This window comes from Arthrobacter sp. RCC_34, assembly GCF_041360795.1.
GTDB lineage: Bacteria > Actinomycetota > Actinomycetes > Actinomycetales > Micrococcaceae > Arthrobacter_E.
Window position 1 is genome coordinate 791,710 of the sequence record NZ_JBFUPW010000001.1, and the last position, 24,702, is coordinate 816,411.

The window sequence follows — 24,702 nt, forward strand, 5'->3', positions numbered from 1 at the left end:
CCGATGTTAGGTGCATTTGTGCGTTTGAAGTCAGCGATCGCCGTCTTTGTCCTGGGACTGGTAGTCCTGTTCCTGGGCATCGGCCAGAAGACCTTCTGGGCTCCGCCCGAGAGGGTGAGCGTTGCGCTCCCGTCCTCGGTTCAGCAGGCCCCGCTCACGGTGGTCGACCCTGCGTTCGCGAAGTTCGGCGACGGCAAGGTCGACCTGGACATCAAGGGTGACGGCGCCTTCACGGTCGCCGTCGGACGCCCCGACGACGTCGCGGCCTGGGTGGACAAGACCGCTCACAACACCGTCAAGGGAGCGGACGCGGAAGGCAAGGCGCTCGACGTCCAGCACGTCGACGGCGAGGCCAAGGCTCCGAACCCCGCCGGCGCCGACATCTGGGCCAGCACCCAGTCCGGCAACGGCGACCTCAAGTTCGCCTGGTCCGCACCGGACCAGGGCGACTGGTCTCTGGTGATCGCGAGCGACGGCACCAAGCCCGCTCCGTCCCAGCTCGAGTTCAGCTACGCCAATGACACCAGCACGCCGTGGAGTGTGCCGCTCATGGTGCTGGGCGGCCTGCTCATGCTGGGCGCGCTCCTCTTCGCCTTCCTCTTCGGCAAGGGCGGGTCCACGCCGGCCAAGGCCACCGCGGCAGGACCTGCGGCAGGTGTGGGCTCGAAGTCGCCGTCGATCAAGGACGCCGTGGCGGACGCCCCGGCCTCCGATGCCGAGACCACCGTCTCGGACGACAAGCCCGCGGAGATCGCCGAGCCGAAGGCCGGCGAGCCCAAGAACGCCGAGGCTCAGGACGCCGAACCTCAAGACGCCGAACCCAAGGACAAGCCGTCGGCTTTCCGCAGGATCCCGGCGATCGCCGGCGCGCTGAGCCTCGCCGTCGTCGGTGCACTGGCGGGCGTGGCGCCCGCCCACGCCGACAGCGCCACGCCGAGTCCTGCGGCCTCCGCCGGCGGTTCCGGTGACCTGCCCGTGGTGACCGATGACCAGCTCAAGCGCATCCTTTCCAGCACGGCCGATGCCGTGAGCAGCGCCGACGCCGCCAAGAACGCCAAGGACCTCGGCGACCGCGCCACCGGTGAGGCACTGACGATCCGCACGCAGAACTACAAGATCCGCGCTTCGGCCACCAGCCACCCGGCGGTCGCACCCGTGGCGGCGCAGAAGCTGCTGACCCAGGTGGTCCCGACGGATCGCGGGTGGCCGCGCACGGTGACCGCCGTGACCCAGGGCGCCAAGAACCCCACGCCCCTGATCCTCACGCTGACCCAGAAGTCGGCCCGGGAGAATTACAAGCTCGTGAGCGCGTCGTACCTCCTGCCGGGCAACACCTTCCCCGCGATGAGCGCGGACGGAGTCAAGGCGCGGGACGCGAAGAGCGCCAATGGTCTGACCGCGAGCCCCTCGGATGCGATCGCCGCTCTGGTGGCCCGTCTGAAGGATCCGAAGGGGTCGGCGAAGACCAAGTTCGGTGACAACACCTACTTCCAGCAGACCGAAGAGCTGAAGAACAACGTCATCGATCCGAAGAACAACGGCGCGGACGTCAAGCCGGCCTTCGACTTCAAGCTCGTGGGCCAGCCGGACGCCGTGTACACGTCGGACGACGGCGGCGCCGTGGTGGTGGCGGACCTCGAGTTCACGGTCACGCTGACTCCGCCGAACGAGGGCGACACCGTCGACCTCGCGGATGAGGCCGTGGCCACTCTGGCGGGCACCAAGAAGACGAACAAGAAGGTGACGGAGCACTTCATCGATTCGGTGACTCTCCGGATCCCGCCGTCCGGGTCCAAGGAGAGCTTCACGCTGCTGTCCGCGGACCGCTACCTGACGGGCGTCAAGCTGGGCTGAGCCCGTCCACGCATCGTTCCCCGGCCGGTGAGGTGATCCCTCACCGGCCGAACACCGAGGAGGACAGTTGCCCCAGGCAGCACAGAACCCATTCGATTCCCTCGCCAGCCTGCGCGGCGCGGTCGATCTCTCCGCCGTGAAGGCGCGTGCCCAGGCTCCGGCCCCGGCTGCGCGTCCGGCCGCGCCTTCCGCCGACGGGGCGGAGGCGCCCGCCGGCGGCGCCGGGTCCTACCGTGCGAACGTCACCGAGGCGAACTTCCAGGACGTCGTGGAGCTCTCCGTTCAGGTGCCCGTGATCCTGGCACTCTGGGCCCAGTACTCGCCGGAGTCGCAGCGCGCGCTGAGTCTCGTCGAGGATCTCGTCAATCGTCAGGATGGCGCGATGGTCCTGGGCGCCGTGGACGTCGAGGCGTTCCCTGAGATCATGCAAGCGATGCAGATCTCCGGCGTTCCCGCCGCGGTCGCCGTGGTGAAGGGCCAGCCCGTGCCGTTGTTCCAGGGACCGGTGGAGGAGGCCCATCTCGAGGCACTCTTCACCGAGCTGCTGCAGTTGGCCCAGGCGAACGGCGTGCACGGCCGGATCGGCCCGGTCTCCGGTGGCGGAGCCGGTGCTGAGCCCGCCGAGGCGCCTTTGCCCCCACTGCACCAGGAGGCCCTGGACGCGATCGAATCCGGCGACTATGCGGCAGCAGAGCGGGCATATCAGCAGGCTCTCGACGAGCAGCCGGCCGACCACGAAGCGAAGGCGGGACTGGCGCAGGTGCGCCTCCTCCTTCGTCTCGAGGGTCTGAGCGCCACGGACGCCGAAGCGTTGCGCCAGCAGGCCGCGGCCGACCCCGACGACGTCGAGGCCCAGTTGCGCTTGGCGGACCTGGACGTCTCGGGCGGCCACGTCGAGGACGCTTTCTCGCGGATCGTCACTTTCATCGGGCGGCACTTCGGACCGGAACGGGAAACCGCACGCGTCCGCCTGCTGGACCTCTTCGAGGTCGTGGGGGTCAAGGACCCTCGGGTGGCGGCGGCGCGACAGGCCCTGGCGAGGGTCCTGTTCTGAGCTGACACCGGGCTGACCGCGCGGGGAGGGCATTCCGGAAGGGATGCCCTCCCCGCGGTGCGTCCGGCAACTTCTCCGGCCTCGGGTGCACGGCACCCGCTGGGCGTAGGCAAAGATCGTCCTGAAGTAGCATCCCGGAGAGTCATCACACTTGTTAGCGTGAAACGCATGACTCACTCGCACCCGGAATCCCAGTCATTTTCCCCGGTGGAAGTCCCCAGGACCCCGTCGCACGTCCCGGCCATCGCCCTCCGGGGCCTGGCCAAGCGCTTCGGTGAGAAGATCGCCGTCGACGGCATCAGCCTGGATGTCCCCGTGGGGTCCTTCTTCGGTCTGGTCGGCCCGAATGGCGCCGGCAAGACGACCACGCTGTCCATGGCGACAGGACTCCTGCGCCCCGACTTCGGGAGCGCCGAGATCCTCGGGGTGGACATGTGGCAGGGCCCGACGGCGGCGAAGAAGCTGCTGGGGACCCTTCCCGACGGCGTCCGCCTGTTCGACCGTCTCAGCGGCGAACAGCTGATCACGTACTCCGGTCTCCTGCGGGGGATGGACCGGGAGACCGTGGCCGTGCGCGCCCAGGAACTACTGGCCGCACTCGACCTCACGGCGGACGCGGGCAATCTCGTGGTGGACTACTCCGCCGGCATGACCAAGAAGATCGCCCTGGCGTCGGCGCTGATCCACGCACCGCGGGTCCTGGTGCTGGACGAGCCGTTCGAAGCCGTGGACCCGGTGTCCTCCGCGAACATCACGGACATCCTGAAGGGCTTCGTCGCCTCGGGCGGCACCGTGGTGATCTCCAGCCATGTGATGGACCTGGTCCAGCGGCTGTGTGATCACGTCGCCGTCGTGGCCGGTGGGCGGCTCCTGGCCGCGGGCACCGTGGACGAGGTGCGTGCGGGGCAGAGCCTCGAAGAGCGCTTCGTCAGCCTGGTGGGCGGCCGTCACGAGGGGGAGGGGCTGGCATGGTTGCGACACTCCTGAGGCTCAAGCTCCAGATCCTGGCCAACGGATTCCGCCGCAGTCCGTGGCAGATCGTGGGCCTGGTCCTCGGCGGGCTGTACGGCCTGGGCGTCCTGACGTTCATGGTCATCGGCCTCGTCCTGCTCCGCCTGGCCGACGTGGACCTGGCCAGAACCATCCTGGTGCTCGCCGGGTTTGCCGCCGTGCTGGGCTGGACCGTGGTCCCGATCCTCGCCTCCGGCATGGACATGACGCTGGATCCGCAGCGGTTCGCCGCCTTCGGCATCCCGCAGCGTGACCTCATGACCGGCATGGCGCTGGCAGGGCTGGTGGGGATCCCCGGACTCCTGACGGCCATCCTGAGCCTGACCACCGTGGTGAGCTGGTGGAGGTCGCCGCTGCAGGTGGTCGCCGCGCTCGTGGGCGCGTTCCTGGGTGTCGCGAGCTGCCTGCTCTACTCACGCTGTGCCGCCGCGTGGGGCAACAACCTCTCCCAGTCCCGCCGCTACCGGGAGATCGGCACCATCCTGATCTTCATCCCGCTCGTGCTCCTGGGCCCGATCATCAGCGGCGCCGCTCAGGGCCTCAAGGACAACGCGCGGTATCTGCCGGATCTTGCGTCCGCCCTGGCATGGACGCCCTTCGGCGCCCCGTGGGCGCTGCCCGCCGACGTCGCGGCCGGGGATTTCGGGGCCGCCGCCCTCCGGATCCTGATCTGCCTCGCCATGATGGCGCTGGCGGTCTGGCTCTGGAACATCGCGCTGGTGCGGTCCATGGTCAATCCGCCGCGAGCGTCCGGCGCCAAGCGCGCTGCGGGCAAGCTCGGCTTCTTCTCCTGGTTCCCCGCGACGCCCACGGGCGCTGTCGCGGCCCGCACGGCCACGTACTGGTTCCGCGATCCGCGGTACTCGGCGTCGCTGATCGTGGTGCCGCTGATGCCGGTCCTCCTGTACTTCATGGGCATGCAGAACGGGAACTTCACCATGCTGCTGGTGGTGGGCCCGCTCGTGGCGTTCCTCATGTCCTGGAGCATCAGTTCGGACGTCTCCTATGACGACACCGCCTTCGCCCTGCACCTCTCCACGGGCACACCGGGACGTGCGGACCGCTGGGGCCGTGTCCTCGGCTGCTGCATCCTGGCGGTGCCGGCCGTGGTGGTCGTGGTCTTCGCCTCCATCGCGCTCAGCGGGCGGTGGGAGCTGCTCCCCGGCATCCTGGGTGCTTCGGCGGGCGTCCTCATGGCGGGCCTGGGCCTGGCCTCCGTGATCTCGGCCCGGTACGTCACAGCGGTTCCGAAGCCCGGCGAGAGCCCGTTCAAGAACCCGCCGGGTGGCAAGGGCCTCACCCTGGCCGTGCAGGGCCTCGGCATGCTCGTGCTCCTGGTGATCTGCCTGCCGCTGGCGGGCCTGCTGATTGCGGAGCTCGTGACGGGGAATCACGTCTGGGGATGGATCAACCTCCTGGCCGGATCGGCCTGGGGAGCCTTCCTTCTCTGGCTCGGAGTGCGTCTGGGCGGACGTGACGTTGAGCGCCGAGGGCCTGAACTTTTAGCGCAATTGATTAAAAATAGCTGATTCCACTCACTTTCTATCGTTTTTTGGGGCTGGACTGTATAAGATCGAAGCAGTTCACAGCTCCTGAGTAGGAAATGAGGCCGCAAGAGCATGGAAGTTGTCATCCTCCCCGATGCCGCTCACATCGGTGCCATGGCGGCGGACGCCATCGAGGCGCTTCTGAAGCGCAAGCCGGAGGCGGTGCTGGGCCTGGCGACGGGTTCCTCGCCGCTGCCGATCTATGACGAACTGGCCCGCCGCCATACCGAGGAAGGCCTGGATTTCTCCCGAGCGAGCGGCTTCGCGCTGGACGAGTACGTCGGACTGCCCCTGGGGCACCCGGAGTCCTATCGCGAGGTCATCCGCCGCGAGTTCAGCGACCGGGTCAACATCGATCCGGACAAGGTGCACAGCCCGAACGGCGCTGCGAAAGACCTTGAGGCGGCCTGCCGGGAGTATGAGGAGTCCATCGCGGCGGCGGGGGGAGTCGACCTGCAGATCCTGGGGGTCGGCACCGACGGGCACATCGGGTTCAATGAGCCGGGTTCCTCGCTGGCCAGCCGGACGCGGATCAAAACCCTTCTGGAGCAGACCCGCAAGGACAACGCCCGGTTCTTCGACAGCATCGACGATGTCCCTCATCACGTCGTGACCCAGGGGCTCGGCACCATCATGGACGCGCGGCACGTGGTTCTGGTGGCGACCGGCGCCCAGAAGGCGCAGGCGGTGCGCGACTTCGTGGAGGGCCCCGTGGCCGCGATCTGCGCGGCCTCGGTCCTGCAGCTGCACCCGCACGCGACGATCCTGATCGACGAGGCGGCCGCCTCCTCACTGCGCCTGGCCGACTATTACCGGCATGCTTTCGAGAGCAAGCCGGAGTGGCAGGGTCTCTGATCCAGCCTCCCGGCGAAGGGCTCCCAGCGGACGTTCAGACGTCCGCCGGGAGCCCTTCTTCGGGTCCGGGCACGGTAGAGTGGATGTCATGACGTTGCCTCCCGATCCTTTTGAGAACGACCCCTCGCGCGAGCTCTCCGGCCCGGGCGGTTCGACCGCGACGATCGAGCGCACCGAGCAGCGCGAGCAGGTGGAACCGGGTGATCACGAGCGCTTCTCGCACTATGTGCGCAAGGAGAAGATCATGGAATCCGCGCTGACGGGGGAACCCGTCATCGCGCTCTGCGGTAAGGTCTGGACCCCGGGCCGCGACCCGCAGAAGTTCCCCGTGTGCCCCGCCTGCAAGGAGATCTACGAGGGTCTGCGTCCGGGCAAGGACGACGACGGCGCCAAGTAGCGCGCGCCCTTCCGCGCCGCAGGCGCGGGCCTCCCGACGGATCGGCCGGGCATCGATGTGCCCTGGCGTCCCACTCCGTCACTTCTCTTCCGCTGATGACCGACGACCCTAGCGAGGCTCTTTTCCCCATGACTGACACGCTCTTCGGCGGCCCCACCCTCCCACCGGCCTACCCTGAGCGTGCCGCCTGGGGCACCGCGCCCAAACTGCGTGCCTGGCAGCAGGAGGCTCTGGACAAGTACCTGAGCGAGCGCCCCCGGGACTTCCTCGCGGTGGCCACGCCGGGCGCCGGTAAGACGACCTTCGCCCTCCGGGTGGCGACCACCCTGGTGGACTCCGGCGTCGTGAATCGCATCTGCATCGTGGCGCCCACCGACCACCTGAAGCGGCAGTGGGCCGATGCGGCCGCCCGCGTGGGCTTGTCGATCGACCCGAACTTCAAGAACTCGGACGGCCGGCACGGCCAGGGGTTCATCGGCGTCGCGGTGACGTACGCCCAGGTGGCGTCGAAGCCCATGCTGCACCGGGCCCGCACCGAGGCGGCCCGGACGCTCGTCATCCTGGACGAGATCCATCACGGCGGTGAGTCCCTTTCCTGGGGCGACGGCCTCAGGGAGGCGTTCGAGCCGGCCGTGCGGCGTCTGTCCCTGACGGGTACGCCGTTCCGCTCCGACACCTCGCCCATCCCGTTCGTGGAGTACATCGAGGACAAGGACGGCATCCGCCGCTCCAAGGCCGACTACAGCTACGGCTACGGCAACGCGCTCAAGGATCACGTGGTCCGTCCGGTCATCTTCATGGCGTACTCGGGTCAGATGCGCTGGCGGACCAGCGCCGGTGAGGAGATGGCCGCCTCGCTCGGTGAGGCTGCGGTCACCAAGGACGTGACGTCGCAGGCGTGGCGGACGGCGCTGAACCCCCAGGGCGAGTGGATCCCGGCGGTCCTCTCCGCGGCGGACAAGCGGCTCTCCGAGGTCCGCCGCACCGTGCCGGACGCGGGTGCGCTGGTGATCGCCACGGACCACGAGGACGCCCGTGCCTACGCCGGTCAGCTCCGCCGGATCACGGGGGAGTCGCCTACGGTGATCCTCTCCGATGACGCGAAGGCGTCGAGCAAGATCGAGGAGTTCTCCGCCGGTCAGAGCCGCTGGATGGTGGCGGTCCGCATGGTGTCCGAAGGCGTCGACGTCCCGCGTCTCGCCGTCGGCGTGTACGCCACCTCGACCTCCACCCCGCTGTTCTTCGCCCAGGCGGTCGGACGTTTCGTGCGTGCCCGGAAGCGCGGCGAGACCGCCTCGGTGTTCCTGCCGTCCGTCCCGCAGCTGATGGGCCTGGCCAACTCCATGGAGGCCGAGCGTGACCACGCGCTGGACCGGCCCCGGAACGAGGACGAAGACGGGCTGTTCAACCCCGAGGACTCGTTGATGGACGAGGCGAACCGCGAGGAGAAGGCGTCCGACTCCCTCACCAAGGGCAAGTTCGAGGCGCTGGACTCGCAGGCCTCCTTCGACCGCGTCCTGTTCGACGGCGGCGAGTTCGGCACCGGTGGCGACATCGGCAGTGAGGACGAGCTGGACTTCCTCGGGATCCCCGGTCTGCTCGACGCCGACCAGGTGGGTGTGCTGCTGCGGCAGCGCCAGGCGGAGCAGCAGTCCCGCCGGAGGAAGCCCTCCGCCGCCGCTCCTGCCGAGGCGCCCGGCGTCGCGGATCACCGCCGACTGATGGATCTGCGCAATGAACTCGCGAAGAACGTCTCGGCCTGGTCGGCGCGCACCGGCACGCCGCACGGCATGGTGCACAACACGCTGCGCGAGGTGTGCGGAGGTCCGGCCGTGGCTCAGGCCAGCGAGGAGCAGCTCAAGGCGCGCCTGGCGAAGATCCAGGGCTGGTTCGTCGGACGGAAGTAGCGTCCAGACGCGGTGCCCGGAGCGCAGCCTGGCCAGAAAGACTGTGTGCTCAGTTGTTGCGGGTGTTCAGGAAAAACACCCGCAACAACTGAGCACGCAACGCCGGATCAGGCGATGACGACGCCGGACTCCTGGAGCTCGTCGAAGGTCGGCTCCGGGTCGTCCGCCACCGAGGCGGTCAGCTCGCGGAGGACCGTGACGGCGTAACCGGCCTGGACGCCGTCGAGCGCGGTCGCGCGGACGCAGTGATCCGTGGCGATCCCGACCACCACGATGTCCTCGACGTCACGTTCCTGGAGCCATTCGTCCAGGGATTCGCCGTCCTCGTCCTCCGAAGGCAGGGCGCCGGGCTGGCGGTCCCCGGTGGACACGGCGTCCTCAGGGGCGAGCAGTCCTTCGAAGCCGGAGTAGGCGGCGGCGAAGCGGCCCTTGCGGAAGATCGCCTCGATGAACTCCTGGTCCAGATCGTCATGGAGATCCGCGCCCGCCGTCCCGGCGACGCAGTGGCGCGGCCAGGAGTCCTGGAAGTCCGGATCGTCGGAGAAGTGGCTGCCCGGATCGACATGCCAGTCCTGGGTTGCCACGACGTGGTCATACAGGTGGCCGTGATCGTCCAGGTATTCGCTGATGGCCGCGGCCAGGGCCGCGCCGCCCTCGACGGCCAGCGATCCTCCTTCGCAGAAATCGTTCTGCACATCCACGATGATCAGGGCTTTGCTCATGGTGCCTCCTCATAGAGGGTGGGAATGACCGGTTCTCCTCGCTGGAGCCTGTTCACGGCCGGCGGCATCTCGGCCAGGGACGCGGCGTGCCGTTCGCGGGCGCGCGTCACGGCCTCGGGGCCGGTCCAGCCGGGGATGACTTCGCCGCCGGACACGAGCTGCACGAGGAGCGGGCGGTCGTTGCCGTCGTTCTCGGGCTGGTGGCCGATCCCCACGAGCTCCGCGGTGGCCGTGCCGCGCTCGTTGAGCCGTCGCAGCGCGTACTTGCGGCCTCCGACGCTCGCCTTGTTCTTGGCGGCCTTGGCGACGGAGATGAACTCGCCGTCGTCGTTCGTGCGGCTCACGAGCTTGTAGACCATGCCCGCGGTCGGGGCGCCGCTGCCCGTGACGAGGGAGGTCCCCACGCCGTAGGAGTCCACCGGCGCGGACTGCAGGGCGGCGATGGCGTACTCGTCCAGGTCGCTCGTGACCACGATCCGGGTGTTCACCGCGCCGAGTTCGTCCAGCAGCTGACGCACCCACTGGGCCTGAGCGACCAGGTCGCCGGAGTCCAGGCGCACCGCGCCCAGCCTGTCCCCGGCCAGGTCCACGGCCGTGCGGACGGCGGTCTCGACGTCGTACGTGTCCACCAGGAGAGAGGTCTCCGGGCCCAGCGAGCTGAGCTGCGCGGTGAACGCGTCGCGTTCGGTGTCGTGCAGCAAGGTGAAGGAATGTGCGGCGGAGCCGAAGGTCTTCAGGCCGTAGCGCAGACCGGCCTCCAGATTGGAGGTGCTGACGAAGCCGGAGATGATGGCGGCGCGGGCGGCCGCGACGGCGGACTCCTCATGCGTGCGGCGCGAGCCCATTTCGATGCACGGGCGGCCGCGGGCTGCCAGCGCCATGCGGGACGCCGCCGAGGCGATCGCGCTGTCGTGGTTGAGGACCGAAAGAACGTAGGTCTCGAGGATGCATGCCTCGGCGAACGTCGACTCGATCACCAGAAGAGGAGAGTTAGGGAAGTACAGTTCGCCCTCCGCGTAGCCCCAGATGTCGCCCGTGAAACGGTACGAGGCGAGGAAGGCCAGGGTCTTCTCGTTGACCACTCCGGTGCTGCGGAGGAATTCGAGTTCCTCCGGCCCGAAACGGAAGTTCCGGATGCCCTCCAGGAGGCGGCCCGTGCCCGCGACGACGCCGTAACGGCGGCCGTCCGGAAGGCGACGGGCGAAGACCTCGAAGACGGAGCGCCGCTGGGCGGCGCCTGACTCCAGAGCCGCCTGCACCATGGTGAGCTCGTAGTGGTCGGTATACAGCGAAGCGCGGGGTTGCTGCCAGGGTGTACTCACGCAACACACTTTATCCCCACGCCGTGATCCGGCGCTGGTCCGGTCCGCGACCGGCGCCGGCCGACCCGCCGCGGACACGGCGGACCCCGGACACTGCCTAGAATGGACTAATGAATCCCACAGCCACGGCAGAGGTGCGGCTTGCCGCCCTGACGGACCCGGAGGTCCGTGAGGAGCAGGGCCTGGAGGAACGGACGCTCACGGACACCCCGTGGAATCTGGTGGTCTGGAACGACCCCGTGAACCTCATGAGCTATGTCAGCTACGTGTTCCGGAGCTATTTCGGCTACTCCCAGAAGAAGGCCGACCGGCTCATGATGGAGGTGCACCGCAAGGGCCGTTCGGTCGTGGCCCACGGTGGCCGGGAGCGCATGGAACAGCATGTGGTGGCGATGCACGGGTACGGCCTCTGGGCCACCGTGGAACGCGCCGGCGCCGGTGGAAAGGGACAGCATGGCTAAGACATTCGTACCGGGCAGCCGGGGGATCACGGGTTACCTCGAGGAAGAGGAACGGGAACTCCTGCGGAAGCTGTTCTCCGACGTCATCCACATGCTGGAGCCCGAGGTACTGGACTCCGAAGACCCGCTCGTGGCGCTGGTCGGCTTCGACCCCCACATCGCCCCTCCCGAAGACGCCGCGCTGCGCCGCCTTCTCCCGGACGGCGTGAAGGACGACGACGAGGCCGCCCTCGAATTCCGCCGCTTCACCGAGCGCTCGCTGCGGGAGAGCAAGATCGGCACGCTGCGTGCCGCCTCCCTGGCGCTGGAGAGCAATGAGCTTCACCTGGATGAGAACCAGGCCCGGAACTTCGCCATGGCCCTGAACGACGTGCGCCTCGTGGTCAGCGAACGTCTCAACATCCGCACCCAGGACGACGCCGAAGCCGTGTACGCCATGCAGGAGTGGTCGGACGCCGATGACCTGGAGACGTATCTCTCCGTGGTCTACAACTTCGTGAGCTGGCTTCAGGAATCCCTGGTCCAGGCCCTCAGCTACAGCCTGGAGGACGCGCCGTCCCGGGCAGGGGAGACGGGCGAGGGGGAGAGCCGGGCATGAGTCTTCCGGGTTCCGAGCAGCTCGTGTCCGCCGGGAACGAGAGCACACAGCTGCCACGTTCCGAGCGTCCGATCGGGATCTTCGATTCCGGCGTCGGGGGCCTCACCGTGGCGCGCTCGGTCATCGACCAGCTGCCCACCGAGGCCGTGCTGTACGTCGGGGACACCGCCAACGGACCCTACGGCCCTCTGCCGATCGCGGAGGTGCGGGCCAACGCGCTGGGCATCATGGACGAACTTGTCGACTCCGGCGTGAAACTGCTCACGATCGCCTGTAACACGGCGTCGGCGGCGGTGCTCCGTGACGCTCGCGAACGCTACGAGGCCCGCTACGGGATCCCCGTGATCGAAGTCATCCAGCCGGCGGTGCGACGCGCGGTCTCCTCCACCCGCAATGGACGGATCGGCGTCATCGGGACCTCCGCCACGGTGGGCTCGCGGGCCTACGAGGACACCTTCGCGGCCGCCCCTGACCTGGAGGTCCTCTCGGTGGCGTGCCCCGAGTTCGTGCCGTATGTGGAGGCCGGCATCACGACGGGGCCGGAGCTCCTGGCCCTCGCGGAGGACTACCTCGCGCCGCTGAAGGCCGCCGGGGTCGACACCCTGGTGCTCGGCTGCACGCACTACCCGTTGCTCACCGGTGTCATCTCCTATGTCATGGGGGAGGACGTCACCTTGGTCTCGAGTGCCGAGGAGACGGCCAAGGACGTGTACCGTTCACTCATCAGGCACGGTCTGGAACGCCAGGATCCGGCCACTCCGAAGCACCATTTTGTCGCGACGGGTGACGCCACCGGATTCGGGAAGCTGGCCCGTCGATTCCTCGGACCGGAGGTGGTCAGCGTGGAGCATGTGGATCACGTCTCGGCGAGTTACCCCACCGGAAGCCTGGCCAAGATCACACCGGAGATGCTGGAAGCGGCGCGGGCGGCGGCCCGGCAGCCGCGCATCTCCCACTTCGTGGCGAACGCCACGGCGGACGGGGGACAGGCATGAAGCTGACCATCGTGGGCTGCACGGGGAGCTTCCCCGGGCCCGGTTCGCCGGCGTCGTGCTATCTCCTGACCGCGGACAGCGGCGGACGCCGCTGGAAGATCATCCTGGACCTCGGCAGCGGCGCTCTCGGCTCGCTTCAGCGGTACACGGATCTGGAGGACATCGACGCGATCTTCCTGAGCCATCTCCACCCGGACCACTGCATGGATCTGTGCGGACTGCACGTCGCCGTGCACTGGAAGCCCGGTGGCTGGGACCGTGGCCGCATCCCGGTCTGGGGACCGGAGGCGACGGCGGACCGCCTGGCCACCGCCTACGGCCTGGAACTGGACCCGGGCATGCACGAGGACTTCGACTTCGGCACCTGGACCGTGGAGAAGCCGGTCCAGGTGGGCCCGTTCACCGTCACGCCCTACGCCGTGAACCACCCGATCGAAGAGGCGTACGCCCTTCGCGTCGAGTGCCGTCAGGAGCTTGAAGACGGGACTGTCAAGGAGACCGTGCTCAGCTACTCGGGGGACACGGACAGCTGCCCCGCGCTGGTGGAGGCGGCCCGCGATGCCGATCTGTTCCTCTGCGAGGCCGCCTTCCAGGAGGGCCGCGACGATGCGATCAAAGACGTGCACCTGACCGGCAAGAGGGCAGGCGAGGCGGCCGTGGAGGCCGAGGCCAAGCGGCTCCTTCTGACTCACATCCCGGTCTGGACGGATCCGAACACCGTCCTCGCGGAGGCCAAGGAGGTCTTCGGCGGTGGCGTCTCGGTGGCCGTGGCGGGCGTGCATTACGAGCTCTGACCGCCCGCGATAGGCTTGGTGTCATGACCCCCAACCTTTCGAACGAGTCATCCCTGCCCGCCACCGTGGCGCGCGCCGACGGGCGCAGCCCCGAGCAGCTGAGGCCCATCAGCATCACCCGCGGCTGGTCAAACCAGGCCGAAGGGTCCGCGCTCATCGAGTTCGGCAACACCCGCGTGCTGTGCACCGCGTCCCTGACCGAAGGGGTGCCGCGCTGGCTCAAGGGAGAGGGTCGCGGCTGGGTCACCGCCGAGTACGCCATGCTGCCCCGTGCCACGAACACGCGTTCCGACCGCGAGTCCGTGAAGGGCAAGATCGGCGGCCGCACGCACGAGATCTCCCGGCTCATCGGCCGTTCGCTGCGCTCCATCATCGACACCAAGGCGCTGGGCGAGAACACCATCGTCCTGGACTGCGACGTGCTCCAGGCCGACGGCGGCACCCGCACCGCCGCGATCACGGGCGCCTTCGTGGCGCTCGCCGAGTCCATCCGCTTCGCGCGGGAGAACAAGCTCATCGCCCCGAAGGCCAAGCCGCTGACCGACACGATCGCCGCGGTCTCCGTGGGCATCATCGACGGCGTGCCGATGCTGGACCTGCCGTACGTGGAGGACGTCCGCGCCGAGACCGATATGAACGTGGTGGTCACCGGTGGCGGCAAATTCGTGGAGGTCCAGGGCACGGCCGAGGGTGCGCCGTTCGACCGTGACGAGCTGAACCGTCTCCTGGATCTGGCCCTGATCGGCACGAGCCAGCTCGCCGCGATCCAGCGGGAGACGCTCGGCGAGACCCTGGACGGCATCCTGTGACGGCCCCCGAGCACACCGTTCCCGAGGGCGCCCGCCTGGTGCTCGCGACCCGGAACGCCGGCAAGCTGAACGAACTCCGTGACCTCTTGCGCGGGCAGGTGCCCGGCCTGGACGTCGACACCCAGGTGATCGACGCCGCGACGGCGGGCGTGCCCGACGTGGTGGAGGACGGCACGAGCTTCGCGGAGAACTCCCTGCTCAAGTCCCGCGCCGTGGCGTCAGCCACCGGGCTGCCGTCCATCGCGGACGACTCCGGCCTGAGCGTGGAGATCATGGGCGGCGCCCCGGGCATCTTCTCGGCCCGCTGGGCGGGCCGTCACGGCGACGACCAGGCGAACCTCGATCTCCTGCTGGCCCAGCTCGGGGACATCGCCGAGCCGCACCGCGGCGCCGCCTTCGTCTGCGCTGCCGCGCTCACCGTGCCGGCGGGCACGGAGGAGGCGTACGACGTCGTCGAGTACGGCACGCTGAACGGCACCCTGCTCCGCGAGCCGCGCGGCGACGGCGGCTTCGGCTACGACCCCATCCTGCAGCCGGAGGGGGAGACCCGCAGCTGCGCTGAGCTGAGCCGCGAGGAGAAGAACGCGATCAGCCACCGCGGCAAGGCGTTCCGGGCCCTGCTGCCCGCGATCGTGAAGGCGCTGTCCTAGCCGCTGATCCACCTGTGAAACACGTGAGCCCCCACTGGAATCCAGTGGGGGCTCTCGTGTGTCCGGGGCCGGACGGGATCCGCGGCAGGACTCAGGCCTGGCCGGACTTCTTCTTGTCCAGGTAACCGCGGATGCCCTCGATGAGGATCGGCAGGACCGAGACGAGGACGATCACGATGAAGATCAGGTCGAGGTTCTTGGAGACCCACGGCACCCGGTCGCCGAGGATGTAGCCGAGCAGCGTGACGCCGCCGCCCCAGAGCACGCCGCCGATCACGTTGAACAGGAAGAACTTCTTCCGGTCGTACTCCGCGACGCCCACGATGACGGGGACGAAGGTGCGGATGATGGGCACGAAGCGGGCCAGAATCAGAGCCTTGCCGCCGTGCTTCTCGAAGAAGAGGTGGGCCTTCTCGACGTTCTCGTGCTTGAACAGGCGCGATTCGGGCCGGTTGAAGAGCGCGGGGCCGGCTTTGCGGCCGATCAGGTAGCCGCACTGGTTGCCGATGATGGCGGAGATGACCACGAGGGTGATCAGGGCGACGATGTTGAACTTGATGGTTCCGGTGGCCACGAGCAGGCCGGCCGTGAACAGCAGGGAATCACCCGGCAGGAAGAATCCCACCAGCAGACCGGTCTCCGCGAAGACGATGCCACAGACCAGCAGGACCACCCAGGGAGCCAGGGCCGGATCGGCCAGGAAGATCTGTGGGTTCAGCCAGTCCGGCAGGAAGGAAGCGGTCGGTACGGGTACACGCGCCATGGCGTGCAGGGTATCGGCGGCAAAAGAGGCATCAATCACCGTCCCAGCCTACGGGTCTCCACTGGGGTTTCGCTGGACGTTCCCTCCACGGGCTTGCGAGCAAGGTTCAATGGTTCTATGGTTAGTTACATGAGTAATGAACCAGTGTGGTTGGGAGGTGTGCGGTGATCGACGACTCCGGTCCGATTTTTCTCCAGATCGCGGCTCTGATTGAGAACGACATCGTCTCCGGAGCCCTCCCGGAGGAAACCCAGGTCCCCTCGACCAACGAGTTCGCCCAGTACTACCGCATCAATCCGGCCACGGCAGCCAAAGGAGTGAACACCTTGGTGGAAGAAGGAATCCTGTACAAGCGCCGCGGCATCGGCATGTTCGTCGCGGCCGGGGCGAGGGACAAGCTGCTCGGCCGGCGTCGCGAGCACTTCACGTCACAGTTCGTCGAGCCGCTCTGCCGTGAGGCCGGGAAGCTGGGCATCGCCCGCACAGAGCTGCTGGCGATGCTGACCGCAGCGCTGGACGACGAGACGCCGGCCGGTCATGACACGAGCACCCAGGGGAAGGCACAACCATGAACGAACAGACAGTGGTCCAGGTACGCGGTCTCGGCCGCAGGTACAAGGACGTCATCGCGCTGGACGAAGTGAATCTGGAATTCCGGCAGAACAGGATCTACGGCCTGCTCGGGCGTAACGGCGCGGGGAAGACCACCCTCATGTCGATCCTGACGGCTCAGGGTTTCCCGAGCAGCGGCACGGTCCGTGTGTTCGGCGAGGACCCCTACGAGAACGAAAGGGTCCTGCGCCGGATCTGCTTCATCCGCGAGTCGCAGAAGTACCCGGACGATTTCACGCCGGCACAGGCCTTCAGCGCAGCCGCCCTGTTCTTCGCGGACTGGGACCAGGCGTTCGCCGAGCGTCTCGCGGAGGATTTCCAGCTGCCCCTCAAGCGGCGGATCAAGAAGCTTTCACGGGGGCAGCTGTCCGCCGTCGGCATCGTGATCGGCCTGGCGAGCAGGGCCGAGCTGACGTTCTTCGACGAGCCGTACCTCGGGCTTGACGCCGTGGCCCGCCACCTGTTCTACGACCACCTGGTCAAGGACTTCGCGGACCATCCCCGCACCGTGGTGCTCTCATCCCACCTGATCGACGAGGTGGCGAACCTGCTGGAGCACATCGTGGTCATCGACAGGGGCCGGATCATCATGGACGACGAGGCCGAGGAGATCCGCGGTTCGGCCGTCAGTGTGGCGGGCCCGGCCGAGGTGGTCGCCTCCTTCATCGAGGGATACCCGGTCCTGTTCGAGGAGCGACTGCTCAACACGGTGTCGGTGTCGATCGCCGGACGGCTCAGTGCGGCGCAGCGCCGCGAGGCGGCCGAGCTCGGCCTGACACTCGGCCAGGTCTCGCTCCAGCAATTGGTGGTGCACGCCTCCCTGTCCGCTCAGGGCACGGAGAGCTCATTGAACGACGCCGCCCGTTCCGGTCGCGGCACGGACAGCAAGGAGGTGGCCCGGTGAACAGGGTCCTCGCGGTCAGCCGCATGCAGCTCATCAACAAGTGGACGTTCCTGGGCATCCCGGCCGTCATCCTCGGCGGGGCGTTCGCCCTCTGCCTGGCGCTTTTCGCCATCATCCCGTCCGGACCGAAGTTCAGTGGCGGAGCGCCGTTCGCCCCGCTCTGGTACTTCTTCGCCCTGGGCATCCAGAGCCTGACGCTGACCTTCCCGTTCTCCCTGGGCATGAGTGTCACCCGTCGCGCGTACTTCTTCGGCACCTACGTGACGTTCTCCGCCGTGGCGCTCGGCATGGCCGTGATCTACGGGATCGGCACGCAGGTGGAACTCGCCACTCACGGCTGGGGGATGGACGGGTACTTCTTCCGGGTGCCGTACCTCTTCGACGGGCCGTGGTGGCAGAGCATGATCGTGTCCTTCGTGATCACGCTGTTCTTCTTCACCCTCGGGTTCTGGGGCGCCACGCTCTACAAGCGGTGGGGCGTCACCGGAGTCCTCGTGGTGAGCATCGGGCTGGCCCTGCTGGTCGTGGCCGCGATCTTCGTCGTCACACTCGGCGGGTTCTGGGGTGCCGTGGGCGACTTCCTCGTCCAGATCTCGATCCTGGGGCTCTCCGGAATTCTCGCACTGCTGGCGGCCGCGATGGGACTGGGCGCGTTCCTCACCATCCGGCGGGCGGTGCCCTGACAGTCGGGCGGTGACCGGTCCGGCCTGACCCGGACCGTCCCCGCGAAGGCGTAGGCTTGAGGAGTGCCCCTGGATTTCACCGCGATCGACTTCGAGACCGCGAACGGATTCTGGGGCTCTCCTTGTGCCCTGGGGATGACCCGGGTCCGTGACGGCCTGGTCGTGGAGGAGGACTGCTTCCTCATCCGGCCACCTGCGGGCCACGATCATTTCGACCCCCGCAACATCGCGATCCACGGCATCCACCCGCATGAAGTGGCCGGGGAACCCCGCTTCCTCGAGCTCTTCCCCAGGATCCAGGAGTTCATCGGGAACGACGTGGTGGTCGCTCACAACGCCGCGTTCGATCTGGGCGTCATCGACGCCGCACTGAGGGTTTCAGGCGAACGCGCACCCCGGTACCGCTACGCGTGCACGGTGGTGCTCTCCCGCCGCTGCTACCGACTGCCGTCCAATTCGCTGCCTTTCGCGGCGCACCAGGCGGGCGTGCCCCTCATCAATCACCACGATCCGGCCGAGGATGCGCGGGCGTGCGCCGGCATCCTGGTCGACATCGCCACCCGGCAGGGAGCCGGTTCGGTCGAGGAGCTGTATCAAGGCCTCGGCATGGCGTTGCCCCAGACCGCGGGTGTGCCGACGCGCTGAGCCGAGCAGTGCAGAGCTGCGCTCACGGGCGCGCGGCACAGGCTGGGGCCGGCGGCCCTCTACTCCTACTCCGCCACGAGTCGTGCGAGTTCGTCCGCGATGTGCTCCACCACGTACAGACCCGTGACGCCTCTCAGCCAGGCCTCCGGAAGCGCTTCCTCGCCGTACAGCACGCCGAGGATGTTGCCGGCCAGGGACGCCGTGGAATCGGAATCGCCGTCGTGATTCACCGCCAGCGCGACGGCGGCGCGGAAGTGCCGCTGGGACGATGCCACGGCGGACGGCCCGGCAGCCGGCTGGGCCTCAGCGGCGTCGTCGCCCGGCGTCGTCGTGGCGGAAGCATCACCCGGGGGGCGAGTGGCCAGCACGGCGTACAGCGCGATGGCGAGTGCTTCCTCGGCCACCCACCCTTCGCCGAGCTCCGCGCACAGTTCCTCCGGGGACAGGAGACGGCCCTCGGCGGCGAGTTCCAGTGCGCGGGAGACGCGGAGCAGGAGCGCCGGGTCGGTCGCGGAATCCTCCCGGAGCCGTGCGGCCAGCGCCTCGACAGCGTCCTCAAGGGATGCCCCGAGGAGCAGTGCGTGGATGAGCAACGAGAAATGCGCGGCCGACTGGCGGGCGGACGGATGTCCGTGGGTGAGGGACGCGGCGTCGGCGCTCAGGCGCAGCACCGCCTCGGGGGCGAGCTGGGGGACCAGGCCGAACGGCGCGGACCTCATCACGGTGCCGCAGCCCTTGCTGTCGGGATTGACGGGGCGCGCCGGGGTGCCCATCTGACCGGTCGACAGCCCGGTGAGGCACGCGTTCCCCGGATGGCGCTGATGGCGGAGGACTTCCTGGGCGTCGATCCAGCGAGGCTGCGGGTGCGGGGCGGAGTCCGGCAGCTCGATGCCCTGAGTCTGCAGCCACCGGAGATAGGCGAGCCAGACGCAGGCCAGCTCGTCGGCGGCCACGCCGTCCCTGGCCCACGCGAGCACCTCGGAGAGGCCGTCCGCGCTGTAGAGGGTCATCTGCGTGTCATCGGAGAAGTCGACGGGCCCGTCCAGCTGCTCGAATCCCTGCAGGCCCTCGGCGCCGAAGCGCTCGCGGATGACGGGGATCTGGTCGAATTCGACGACGTAACCGAGGGCGTCTCCCAGGGCTCCGCCCAGGAGTGAGCCGCGGATCTTCGATGCGATTGCCATGGTGCCAATCTATCGTCCCCGAGCGGTGCCGGACGCACGGGCGGCCGGGGCGGCGACGGTACCCTTGAGGCATGCGACAACCCCGGTGGCGGCAGCGTGGCACTGCCCCTGACTACCGCTTCTCCCTGGCCAACGAGCGGACCTTTCTGGCCTGGCTCCGGACCTCGCTGGCACTGCTCGCGGGCGCCGTCGCCGTGGATCAGCTGGCGCCCGGCATCGCCCCGGTGTTCCTCCGCATCACGCTGTGCGTGGTTCTGGCGCTGATCAGCGCCGGGCTGGCCGGGATGGCGTACCGCCGCTGGGCACAGGCCGAGGACGCCATGCGCCAGGGCCGGGAACTGCCCTTCTCCTGGATCCTGCTCGTCATGAGCGTGGTGGTGGTGCTGGCCGCGCTGGTGCTGGCCGTCCTGATCGTGGTGCGGCACTGAGCGTGGAGGACGCCGAGCGCGACCCTGGGCTCCAGCCGCAGCGCACGGCGCTCGCCTGGCGCCGCACGCTGCTCTCTCTGCTCGTGGTGGACTTCTTCATCCTGCGGTCCTGGCTCTTCCCCCGTGCCGACGGCAGTGGTCCCGTGACCGTGGTCAACGGTGTCGCTGTCGCCGCCGCGGCCGTCGCCACGGTGGTCGTGTGCGCGTTCGCCGTCCTCCGGGTCCGTCACCTGCGCGACGGCGAGGGCGCGCCTCGAGCGCTGGCGATCGCCGGGACCTCCGCCGCCGTGTGCCTGCTGGCGTGCTGCGCCGTGGCGGTCATGCTCGTGCGCTGAGCGGCAGAGCTCAGCCCGGGTACCCCGGCACTGGCGTCCAGTGCCGGCCCCGAACTTCGCAGAGCTCAGCCCGGGGACCCCTGGCACTAGACTTAGAGGCCACAGGGGGCTCACAGGCTGTGATGCCATGGTGAGGTGGTCCGCGTGGCCGGAACCTCGCCGCGCACCCCCACCAAGCCGACTTTCGAAGGACAGGACATTCATGACTTCCGTCGACGCTGAGCGCGCCGAAACGGCCCCCCGCACGATTCCCGGCAACGGACAGCAGCCGGCCACCGGCCTGCTGCTGCGCGCCGGAGCCGAACTCCTGGGCACCTTCCTGGTGGTCCTGGCCGGGGCGGGCGTGGTGATCTTCACCAACACGTCCCTCGCGCCGTTCCCGGGACCCATCGCGACCGGTCTGGCGACCATCGCCGCCATGTACGCGCTGGGCCGGATCAGCGGCGGGCACTTCAACCCGGTCCTGACCCTGGCCTCCGCCGTCGCGGGCCGTTCGGGCTGGCGCGACGCCGCGGTGTACCTCCTGGCACAGCTGGTGGGCGCCTTCGGCGCCGCGCTGGCGCTGGTCGCCGTGCTCCGCAACGTGGATGGCACCAAGATCGATTCGGTGTTCCGCGTGGTGGCCGCCGGGTACGCCGAGCACTCGCCGTTCCAGGTGCAGCTGCCCGGCGTGCTGATCGTGGAGATCATCGGCGCGGCCGTGCTCGCCGCGGTCTACCTGGCCGCCAGCAAGGACGGGAAGGGCAACAGCCTCGCCGCCGCCGCGGTCTCCGTGGGTCTGACCGTGGCCGTCCTGGGTCAGTTCGCCCAGAGCCTGTCCAACAGCCAGTTCAACCCGGTGCGTGCCCTGGCGACGGCGGCGTTCGCCGAGCCGTGGGCCCTGCAGCAGCAGTGGCTCTTCTGGGTCGCACCGCTCGCCGGCGCCCTGCTGACCGGCATGGTGGCGCGGCTCATCAGCCTCTCCAGCGCCGCTCCCACGACGCCGGAGGCCACTCTTCCGGCGGAGGCTGAGCCGGTGGCCGCCGTCGTCGTCGAGAAGGTCGAGGAGACCGTCGTGGTGGAGGCTCCGCAGGAACCGGCGGAGAGCGACCGCGCCGCCGCCGAACATGAGGAGGCCCGGGACTTCTTCGACAAGAAGTAGCCCGACCCGCCCCGAGCAGAGGCCGCCGACCCTGAGGTCGGCGGCCTCTGCCGTCCCTGCGGTGCGCCCGGCTCAGTCGTTGCCGGGGGAGCGCGGCGCATGGCGCAGGGCCAGGTCCTGGGCGAGCCGGTGGATCACCTCGCGCGCGGCATCGGGGGAGAGGACCTCGAGGTGGTCCCCGAACTGGAGCAGCTGACGCACCGAAGCGAGGTCCGGATAGCGGACGACGGCAGTGCACCAGCCGTCCTGCGCGACCGCGACGGATCCGAGCCGGGTGCCGAGTATCCGGCGGGCCAGGTCGACGCGGCTCGCACGGAGCCGGACCGTGACGCTCGCCCCTCCCGCCGACTCGGTGCGTGCCTTCAGGGCCGCCCACACGGACCGCAGCGTCTCGCCGTCGCGCAGCACCGCAGGAGTGTCCAGGGACCGGTAACCGGACAGGCGCTCCAGGGCGAACAGCCGGCCCTCACCGTCCACGTCACCGACCAGGTACCAGCGGCCCGATTTCGCGACGAGTCCGTAGGGGTCCACGACGAGGGTGGAGGTCCGGGTCTCGGCGCTGCGCCGGTACTCGATCCTCATCCGGCGCATGGCGCGGAGCGCCCAGGCGAGGTCCGCGACGTCGACGCCGGCGCCCGGGCCGGCGAACCAGGCCGTGCTCTCGACGTGGACCAGATCGGCGAGGCGCGCCAGGGCCGGGTCTCCCGCGCCCGCCGCGGCCCGCGCGTCGATCTTCCGCGCGGCCGCCTGGTGGGCGCCGGACAGTCCCAGCGACTCGAGCTGCCGGGCGTCCAGACCCGTGAGCGAAAGCGCCTCCAGTTCCGCGGGGTCGAGGTGGGAGGCGTTCAGTCGGGCGCCGGAGAGCAGCACGATGCCGCCTCGGCGTCCCCGTTCCGCGTAGACCGGCACCCCCGCCGCGGAGAGCGCCTCGACATCCCGCAGGACGGTCCGGCGGGACACTTCGAGGCGTTCCGCGAGCTCCGTGGTGGTCAGTCGCTGGCGGACCTGCAGCAGGAGCAGCAGGTGCAGCAGCCGGGATGCTTTCATGAACAGCAATAATCCCAGAAAAGGTGACAAGAGGTGTCGTGATTTCCTGGTCAGCTGGTCCCGTACTGATGATCAGCGACCCGAGGAGTTCTCATGTCCGCACCGAATCTTTTCCTGTTCTACGTCCGCGACGCCGAGGCGGCGACCGCCTTCTACAGTGATCTGTTCGAGATGTCGCCCACCTTCACGAGCCCGCGGTATGTCGCTTTCGAGGTGGCGCCCGGCGTGCTGTTCGCCCTGTGGACAGGCCGGAGTGAACACGCCACCCCGGACACGACCCGCACGAGCGAGATCGGTCTCATGGTGCCCGGCTCGGCGGCGGCCGTGGACGCGGTGTTCGCGAGGTGGTCCGCCAAGGGCGTCACGGTCCTGGAGGCGCCGCACGACGACGTCTTCGGGCGCACCTTCGTCATCGCCGACCCGGACGGGAATCTCATCCGGGTCTCACCGGTGGATTAGGGGGCCGTCGACACCGGGCGGGAGCCCGAGGCGGCCCGCGCTACTCCAGCGTGGGCTGTTCCGGGCCGTCCGGCCGCGAGAGCTCGGCGAACTTGGCCGCCATGGTCGGGTTGCCGCGGGTGAGCTTCTTGATGGTCACGTCCTGCGCCTTGTCATTGGCCAGCCGCAGGTTCCTTTCAGAGCCCAGCAGCGACTCCTTGACCTTCTGCAACTGCGCGATGGACTTGTCGATCTGCTCGATCGCCTCGTGGAAGCGGCGCGACGCCAGCTCGTAATTCTTGCCGAAGCGGCTCTTGAAGTCCTCCAGCTGATCCTCGAACTCCGTGATGTCGATGTTCTGCGCCCGGACGAGTTCCAGTTCGGTCTTGTACTTCAGCGAGTTCAGCGCGGCGTTGCGGAGCAGGGTGATGATCGGGATGAAGAACTGCGGCCGCACCACGTACATCTTCGGATAGCGGTGGGACACGTCCACGATCCCGCCGTTGTACAGCTCGCTGTCGGCTTCGAGGAGGCTGACCAGCACGCCGTACTCGCAGCCCTTCTCGGCGCGGTCCCGGTCGAGTTCCTTGAGGAAGTCCTCGTTCTTGTGCTTGGTGGCCGTGCCGTCGTTCTCGTTCTTCATCTCGAACATGATGGAGACGATCTCGGTGCCGTTCTCATCGCTGTCGCGGAAGATGTAGTCGCCCTTGCTGCCGCTGCGGGCGTCGTTGTCCTTCTCGAAGTACGCGCGCGGGAACGCGGTGGCCCGCAGGCGGTTGAACTCGGTCTCGCAGTGCTGCTCCAGCGTCTCGCCCACCATCTTGGTGGACAGGCGGGCCTTCATGTCCCGCAGGCGTTCGATCGCGTCGTCCCGGTCCCTCAGCTGGGTCTCGTACTTGTCCTTGAGCGCCTGCTCCGCGAGCTTCTTCTCCAGGGCCGCGCGCTCCAGCTCGTTGCGCAGCGCATCGCGGTCCTTCTCCACGTTGCCCACCGCTTCGGTGATCGCCAGCCGCCGGGCGGTCTCGCCGGCGTCGAGCTTCGCCTTGAGGTTCTGGATCTCCGCGTCCTTGGCGGCGGCCGCGGCCTGCAGTTCACTGCGCAGCTTCGCCTCGAGCAGTTCGGTGGCGGTCTGCTGGTCACGGCGGGCCTGCTGGAGCTCATTCTGGAGGGTGTCCCGCTGCTTCTCCACATCGCCCAGGGCTTCGGCGACGGCGAGGCGCCGCGCGGTCTCCTCGGCTTCGAGCCGTGCCTTCAGATCCTGGATCTGAGAATCCTTCGCGGTGGCGGCCTTCTGGAGTTCCTGGGCCATGCGGGACTCGGCGAGTTCCACGGCCGCGGCTTTCTCCTTCTCGGCCAGCTCGAGCCGCTGATGCAACTGATCCTCGAACTCGCGGTCCCGGACCTGCCGGACGATCTCGGCGTAGCCCGCCTCATCGATCGTGAAGGCCTTCCCGCAATGGGGGCAAACCACCTCGTGCATGTCCGTGTTCCTTCCGCGTCGCCGGGATCCATTCCGCAGCCCCCAGCCTATAGTGGACGGGCGACA

General features: G+C 68.6%; 26 protein-coding genes and 1 pseudogene. 21 read left to right on the forward strand and 6 right to left on the reverse strand.

Annotated elements, in window-relative coordinates:
* Positions 1 to 18 precede the first annotated feature (18 nt).
* From AB6732_RS03665 to AB6732_RS03695, 7 genes are all read left to right on the forward strand, one after another.
* A complete protein-coding gene (locus AB6732_RS03665) occupies positions 19 to 1,854 on the forward strand; it encodes a hypothetical protein (RefSeq protein ID WP_370958390.1) in 1,836 nt (611 codons plus the stop codon).
* Positions 1,855 to 1,921: 67 nt separating this feature from the next.
* A complete protein-coding gene (locus AB6732_RS03670; protein WP_370958392.1) occupies positions 1,922 to 2,908 on the forward strand; it encodes a tetratricopeptide repeat protein in 987 nt (328 codons plus the stop codon).
* A gap of 168 nt (positions 2,909 to 3,076) precedes the next feature.
* On the forward strand, positions 3,077 to 3,895 hold the full coding sequence (locus tag AB6732_RS03675; RefSeq protein WP_370958394.1) for an ABC transporter ATP-binding protein: 819 nt from the start codon (positions 3,077 to 3,079) through the stop codon (positions 3,893 to 3,895).
* A complete protein-coding gene (locus tag AB6732_RS03680) occupies positions 3,877 to 5,448 on the forward strand; it encodes a transporter (RefSeq protein ID WP_370958396.1) in 1,572 nt (523 codons plus the stop codon). Before AB6732_RS03675 ends, AB6732_RS03680 begins: the two co-directional genes overlap by 19 nt.
* Before the next feature lie 90 nt (positions 5,449 to 5,538).
* A complete protein-coding gene (gene nagB, locus AB6732_RS03685) occupies positions 5,539 to 6,321 on the forward strand; it encodes a glucosamine-6-phosphate deaminase (protein ID WP_066210911.1) in 783 nt (260 codons plus the stop codon).
* An 88-nt stretch (positions 6,322 to 6,409) separates the two neighbouring features.
* Positions 6,410 to 6,718 carry a DUF3039 domain-containing protein gene (locus AB6732_RS03690; protein ID WP_370958398.1) on the forward strand — a complete coding sequence of 103 codons (309 nt, stop codon included), beginning with the start codon at positions 6,410 to 6,412 and terminating at the stop codon, positions 6,716 to 6,718.
* A gap of 128 nt (positions 6,719 to 6,846) precedes the next feature.
* Positions 6,847 to 8,625 (forward strand): DEAD/DEAH box helicase, encoded by a 1,779-nt coding sequence (locus AB6732_RS03695; RefSeq protein ID WP_370958400.1) that lies wholly within the window; start codon positions 6,847 to 6,849, stop codon positions 8,623 to 8,625.
* A 107-nt stretch (positions 8,626 to 8,732) separates the two neighbouring features.
* On the opposite strand, the gene AB6732_RS03700 is transcribed toward AB6732_RS03695, so the two are convergent.
* Positions 8,733 to 9,347, reverse strand: a complete 615-nt coding sequence (locus AB6732_RS03700) for an isochorismatase family protein (RefSeq protein WP_370958402.1) — start codon at positions 9,345 to 9,347, stop codon at positions 8,733 to 8,735.
* A complete protein-coding gene (locus tag AB6732_RS03705) occupies positions 9,344 to 10,669 on the reverse strand; it encodes a nicotinate phosphoribosyltransferase (RefSeq protein WP_370958404.1) in 1,326 nt (441 codons plus the stop codon). The genes AB6732_RS03700 and AB6732_RS03705 overlap by 4 nt, the downstream gene beginning before the upstream one ends.
* 110 nt (positions 10,670 to 10,779) lie before the next feature.
* Here AB6732_RS03705 and clpS point away from each other — a divergent pair, with 110 nt between their 5' ends.
* From clpS to rdgB, 6 genes are read left to right on the forward strand one after another with little or no spacing between them, the layout of a single operon-like run.
* Entirely contained in the window at positions 10,780 to 11,130 is a 351-nt protein-coding gene (gene clpS, locus AB6732_RS03710) for an ATP-dependent Clp protease adapter ClpS (RefSeq protein ID WP_066210903.1), read from the forward strand.
* The gene (locus AB6732_RS03715) at positions 11,123 to 11,728 is read left to right on the forward strand and encodes a DUF2017 domain-containing protein (RefSeq protein WP_370958407.1); all 606 of its coding nucleotides are present in this window, start codon (positions 11,123 to 11,125) and stop codon (positions 11,726 to 11,728) included. Before clpS ends, AB6732_RS03715 begins: the two co-directional genes overlap by 8 nt.
* A complete protein-coding gene (murI, locus tag AB6732_RS03720) occupies positions 11,725 to 12,723 on the forward strand; it encodes a glutamate racemase (protein WP_370958409.1) in 999 nt (332 codons plus the stop codon). Before AB6732_RS03715 ends, murI begins: the two co-directional genes overlap by 4 nt.
* Positions 12,720 to 13,517 (forward strand): MBL fold metallo-hydrolase, encoded by a 798-nt coding sequence (locus tag AB6732_RS03725; RefSeq protein ID WP_370958411.1) that lies wholly within the window; start codon positions 12,720 to 12,722, stop codon positions 13,515 to 13,517. Before murI ends, AB6732_RS03725 begins: the two co-directional genes overlap by 4 nt.
* Before the next feature lie 23 nt (positions 13,518 to 13,540).
* Positions 13,541 to 14,326 carry a ribonuclease PH gene (gene rph / locus AB6732_RS03730; protein ID WP_370958413.1) on the forward strand — a complete coding sequence of 262 codons (786 nt, stop codon included), beginning with the start codon at positions 13,541 to 13,543 and terminating at the stop codon, positions 14,324 to 14,326.
* Positions 14,323 to 14,976 (forward strand): RdgB/HAM1 family non-canonical purine NTP pyrophosphatase, encoded by a 654-nt coding sequence (gene rdgB, locus AB6732_RS03735; protein WP_370958415.1) that lies wholly within the window; start codon positions 14,323 to 14,325, stop codon positions 14,974 to 14,976. The genes rph and rdgB overlap by 4 nt, the downstream gene beginning before the upstream one ends.
* A 91-nt stretch (positions 14,977 to 15,067) precedes the next feature.
* Here the strand turns inward: rdgB and AB6732_RS03740 are convergent, their stop codons facing one another.
* Positions 15,068 to 15,739 carry a DedA family protein gene (locus AB6732_RS03740; RefSeq protein WP_370958417.1) on the reverse strand — a complete coding sequence of 224 codons (672 nt, stop codon included), beginning with the start codon at positions 15,737 to 15,739 and terminating at the stop codon, positions 15,068 to 15,070.
* 164 nt (positions 15,740 to 15,903) lie between these two features.
* On the opposite strand from AB6732_RS03740, the gene AB6732_RS03745 reads away from it, so the two are divergent.
* The 4 genes and pseudogenes from AB6732_RS03745 to AB6732_RS03760 all read left to right on the forward strand — a co-directional run.
* Positions 15,904 to 16,311 (forward strand): GntR family transcriptional regulator, encoded by a 408-nt coding sequence (locus AB6732_RS03745; protein WP_370958419.1) that lies wholly within the window; start codon positions 15,904 to 15,906, stop codon positions 16,309 to 16,311.
* On the forward strand, positions 16,308 to 17,255 hold the full coding sequence (locus tag AB6732_RS03750) for an ABC transporter ATP-binding protein (protein ID WP_370958421.1): 948 nt from the start codon (positions 16,308 to 16,310) through the stop codon (positions 17,253 to 17,255). The genes AB6732_RS03745 and AB6732_RS03750 overlap by 4 nt, the downstream gene beginning before the upstream one ends.
* Positions 17,252 to 17,938: a hypothetical protein gene (locus AB6732_RS03755; protein WP_370958423.1), complete on the forward strand. Its 687-nt coding sequence runs from the start codon at positions 17,252 to 17,254 to the stop codon at positions 17,936 to 17,938. The genes AB6732_RS03750 and AB6732_RS03755 overlap by 4 nt, the downstream gene beginning before the upstream one ends.
* Positions 17,939 to 18,001: 63 nt before the next feature.
* Positions 18,002 to 18,559 (forward strand): annotated as a pseudogene (locus AB6732_RS03760) (3'-5' exonuclease); the annotation flags it as partial.
* A gap of 89 nt (positions 18,560 to 18,648) precedes the next feature.
* On the opposite strand, the gene AB6732_RS03765 reads toward AB6732_RS03760, so the two are convergent.
* Positions 18,649 to 19,767 (reverse strand): ADP-ribosylglycohydrolase family protein, encoded by a 1,119-nt coding sequence (locus tag AB6732_RS03765; protein WP_370958425.1) that lies wholly within the window; start codon positions 19,765 to 19,767, stop codon positions 18,649 to 18,651.
* 71 nt (positions 19,768 to 19,838) lie between these two features.
* Between AB6732_RS03765 and AB6732_RS03770 the strand changes: the two genes are divergently transcribed.
* The 3 genes from AB6732_RS03770 to AB6732_RS03780 all read left to right on the forward strand — a co-directional run bounded on the left by AB6732_RS03770 (position 19,839) and on the right by AB6732_RS03780 (position 21,671).
* Entirely contained in the window at positions 19,839 to 20,195 is a 357-nt protein-coding gene (locus AB6732_RS03770) for a YidH family protein (RefSeq protein ID WP_370958427.1), read from the forward strand.
* Between the two features lie 2 nt (positions 20,196 to 20,197).
* Positions 20,198 to 20,530 (forward strand): DUF202 domain-containing protein, encoded by a 333-nt coding sequence (locus AB6732_RS03775; RefSeq protein WP_370958429.1) that lies wholly within the window; start codon positions 20,198 to 20,200, stop codon positions 20,528 to 20,530.
* Between the two features lie 202 nt (positions 20,531 to 20,732).
* On the forward strand, positions 20,733 to 21,671 hold the full coding sequence (locus AB6732_RS03780; RefSeq protein ID WP_370958431.1) for an MIP/aquaporin family protein: 939 nt from the start codon (positions 20,733 to 20,735) through the stop codon (positions 21,669 to 21,671).
* A gap of 72 nt (positions 21,672 to 21,743) precedes the next feature.
* On the opposite strand, the gene AB6732_RS03785 is transcribed toward AB6732_RS03780, so the two are convergent.
* Positions 21,744 to 22,718, reverse strand: coding sequence for a helix-turn-helix transcriptional regulator (locus tag AB6732_RS03785; RefSeq protein WP_370958433.1), 975 nt, complete (start codon positions 22,716 to 22,718; stop codon positions 21,744 to 21,746).
* A 93-nt stretch (positions 22,719 to 22,811) separates the two neighbouring features.
* Here AB6732_RS03785 and AB6732_RS03790 point away from each other — a divergent pair, with 93 nt between their 5' ends.
* Positions 22,812 to 23,177, forward strand: coding sequence for a VOC family protein (locus AB6732_RS03790; RefSeq protein WP_370958435.1), 366 nt, complete (start codon positions 22,812 to 22,814; stop codon positions 23,175 to 23,177).
* A gap of 40 nt (positions 23,178 to 23,217) precedes the next feature.
* Here the strand turns inward: AB6732_RS03790 and AB6732_RS03795 are convergent, their stop codons facing one another.
* Complete coding sequence (locus AB6732_RS03795) at positions 23,218 to 24,636, reverse strand: DUF2130 domain-containing protein (RefSeq protein WP_370958437.1); 1,419 nt, start codon at positions 24,634 to 24,636, stop codon at positions 23,218 to 23,220.
* Between the last annotated feature and the right edge of the window lie 66 nt (positions 24,637 to 24,702).

What these genes read in the sequence shown, in the direction of transcription:
- AB6732_RS03675 (WP_370958394.1), top strand. Translation starts at nt 3,077, where the DNA reads ATGACTCACTCGCACCCGGAATCCCAGTCATTTTCCCCGGTGGAAGTC.
- AB6732_RS03680 (WP_370958396.1), top strand. Translation starts at nt 3,877, where the DNA reads ATGGTTGCGACACTCCTGAGGCTCAAGCTCCAGATCCTGGCCAACGGA.
- nagB (WP_066210911.1), top strand. Translation starts at nt 5,539, where the DNA reads ATGGAAGTTGTCATCCTCCCCGATGCCGCTCACATCGGTGCCATGGCG.
- AB6732_RS03690 (WP_370958398.1), top strand. Translation starts at nt 6,410, where the DNA reads ATGACGTTGCCTCCCGATCCTTTTGAGAACGACCCCTCGCGCGAGCTC.
- AB6732_RS03695 (WP_370958400.1), top strand. Translation starts at nt 6,847, where the DNA reads ATGACTGACACGCTCTTCGGCGGCCCCACCCTCCCACCGGCCTACCCT.
- AB6732_RS03700 (WP_370958402.1), bottom strand. Translation starts at nt 9,347, where the DNA reads ATGAGCAAAGCCCTGATCATCGTGGATGTGCAGAACGATTTCTGCGAA.
- clpS (WP_066210903.1), top strand. Translation starts at nt 10,780, where the DNA reads ATGAATCCCACAGCCACGGCAGAGGTGCGGCTTGCCGCCCTGACGGAC.
- AB6732_RS03715 (WP_370958407.1), top strand. Translation starts at nt 11,123, where the DNA reads ATGGCTAAGACATTCGTACCGGGCAGCCGGGGGATCACGGGTTACCTC.
- murI (WP_370958409.1), top strand. Translation starts at nt 11,725, where the DNA reads ATGAGTCTTCCGGGTTCCGAGCAGCTCGTGTCCGCCGGGAACGAGAGC.
- AB6732_RS03725 (WP_370958411.1), top strand. Translation starts at nt 12,720, where the DNA reads ATGAAGCTGACCATCGTGGGCTGCACGGGGAGCTTCCCCGGGCCCGGT.
- rph (WP_370958413.1), top strand. Translation starts at nt 13,541, where the DNA reads ATGACCCCCAACCTTTCGAACGAGTCATCCCTGCCCGCCACCGTGGCG.
- AB6732_RS03740 (WP_370958417.1), bottom strand. Translation starts at nt 15,739, where the DNA reads ATGGCGCGTGTACCCGTACCGACCGCTTCCTTCCTGCCGGACTGGCTG.
- AB6732_RS03750 (WP_370958421.1), top strand. Translation starts at nt 16,308, where the DNA reads ATGAACGAACAGACAGTGGTCCAGGTACGCGGTCTCGGCCGCAGGTAC.
- AB6732_RS03765 (WP_370958425.1), bottom strand. Translation starts at nt 19,767, where the DNA reads ATGGCAATCGCATCGAAGATCCGCGGCTCACTCCTGGGCGGAGCCCTG.
- AB6732_RS03770 (WP_370958427.1), top strand. Translation starts at nt 19,839, where the DNA reads ATGCGACAACCCCGGTGGCGGCAGCGTGGCACTGCCCCTGACTACCGC.
- AB6732_RS03780 (WP_370958431.1), top strand. Translation starts at nt 20,733, where the DNA reads ATGACTTCCGTCGACGCTGAGCGCGCCGAAACGGCCCCCCGCACGATT.
- AB6732_RS03785 (WP_370958433.1), bottom strand. Translation starts at nt 22,718, where the DNA reads ATGAAAGCATCCCGGCTGCTGCACCTGCTGCTCCTGCTGCAGGTCCGC.
- AB6732_RS03790 (WP_370958435.1), top strand. Translation starts at nt 22,812, where the DNA reads ATGTCCGCACCGAATCTTTTCCTGTTCTACGTCCGCGACGCCGAGGCG.
- AB6732_RS03795 (WP_370958437.1), bottom strand. Translation starts at nt 24,636, where the DNA reads ATGCACGAGGTGGTTTGCCCCCATTGCGGGAAGGCCTTCACGATCGAT.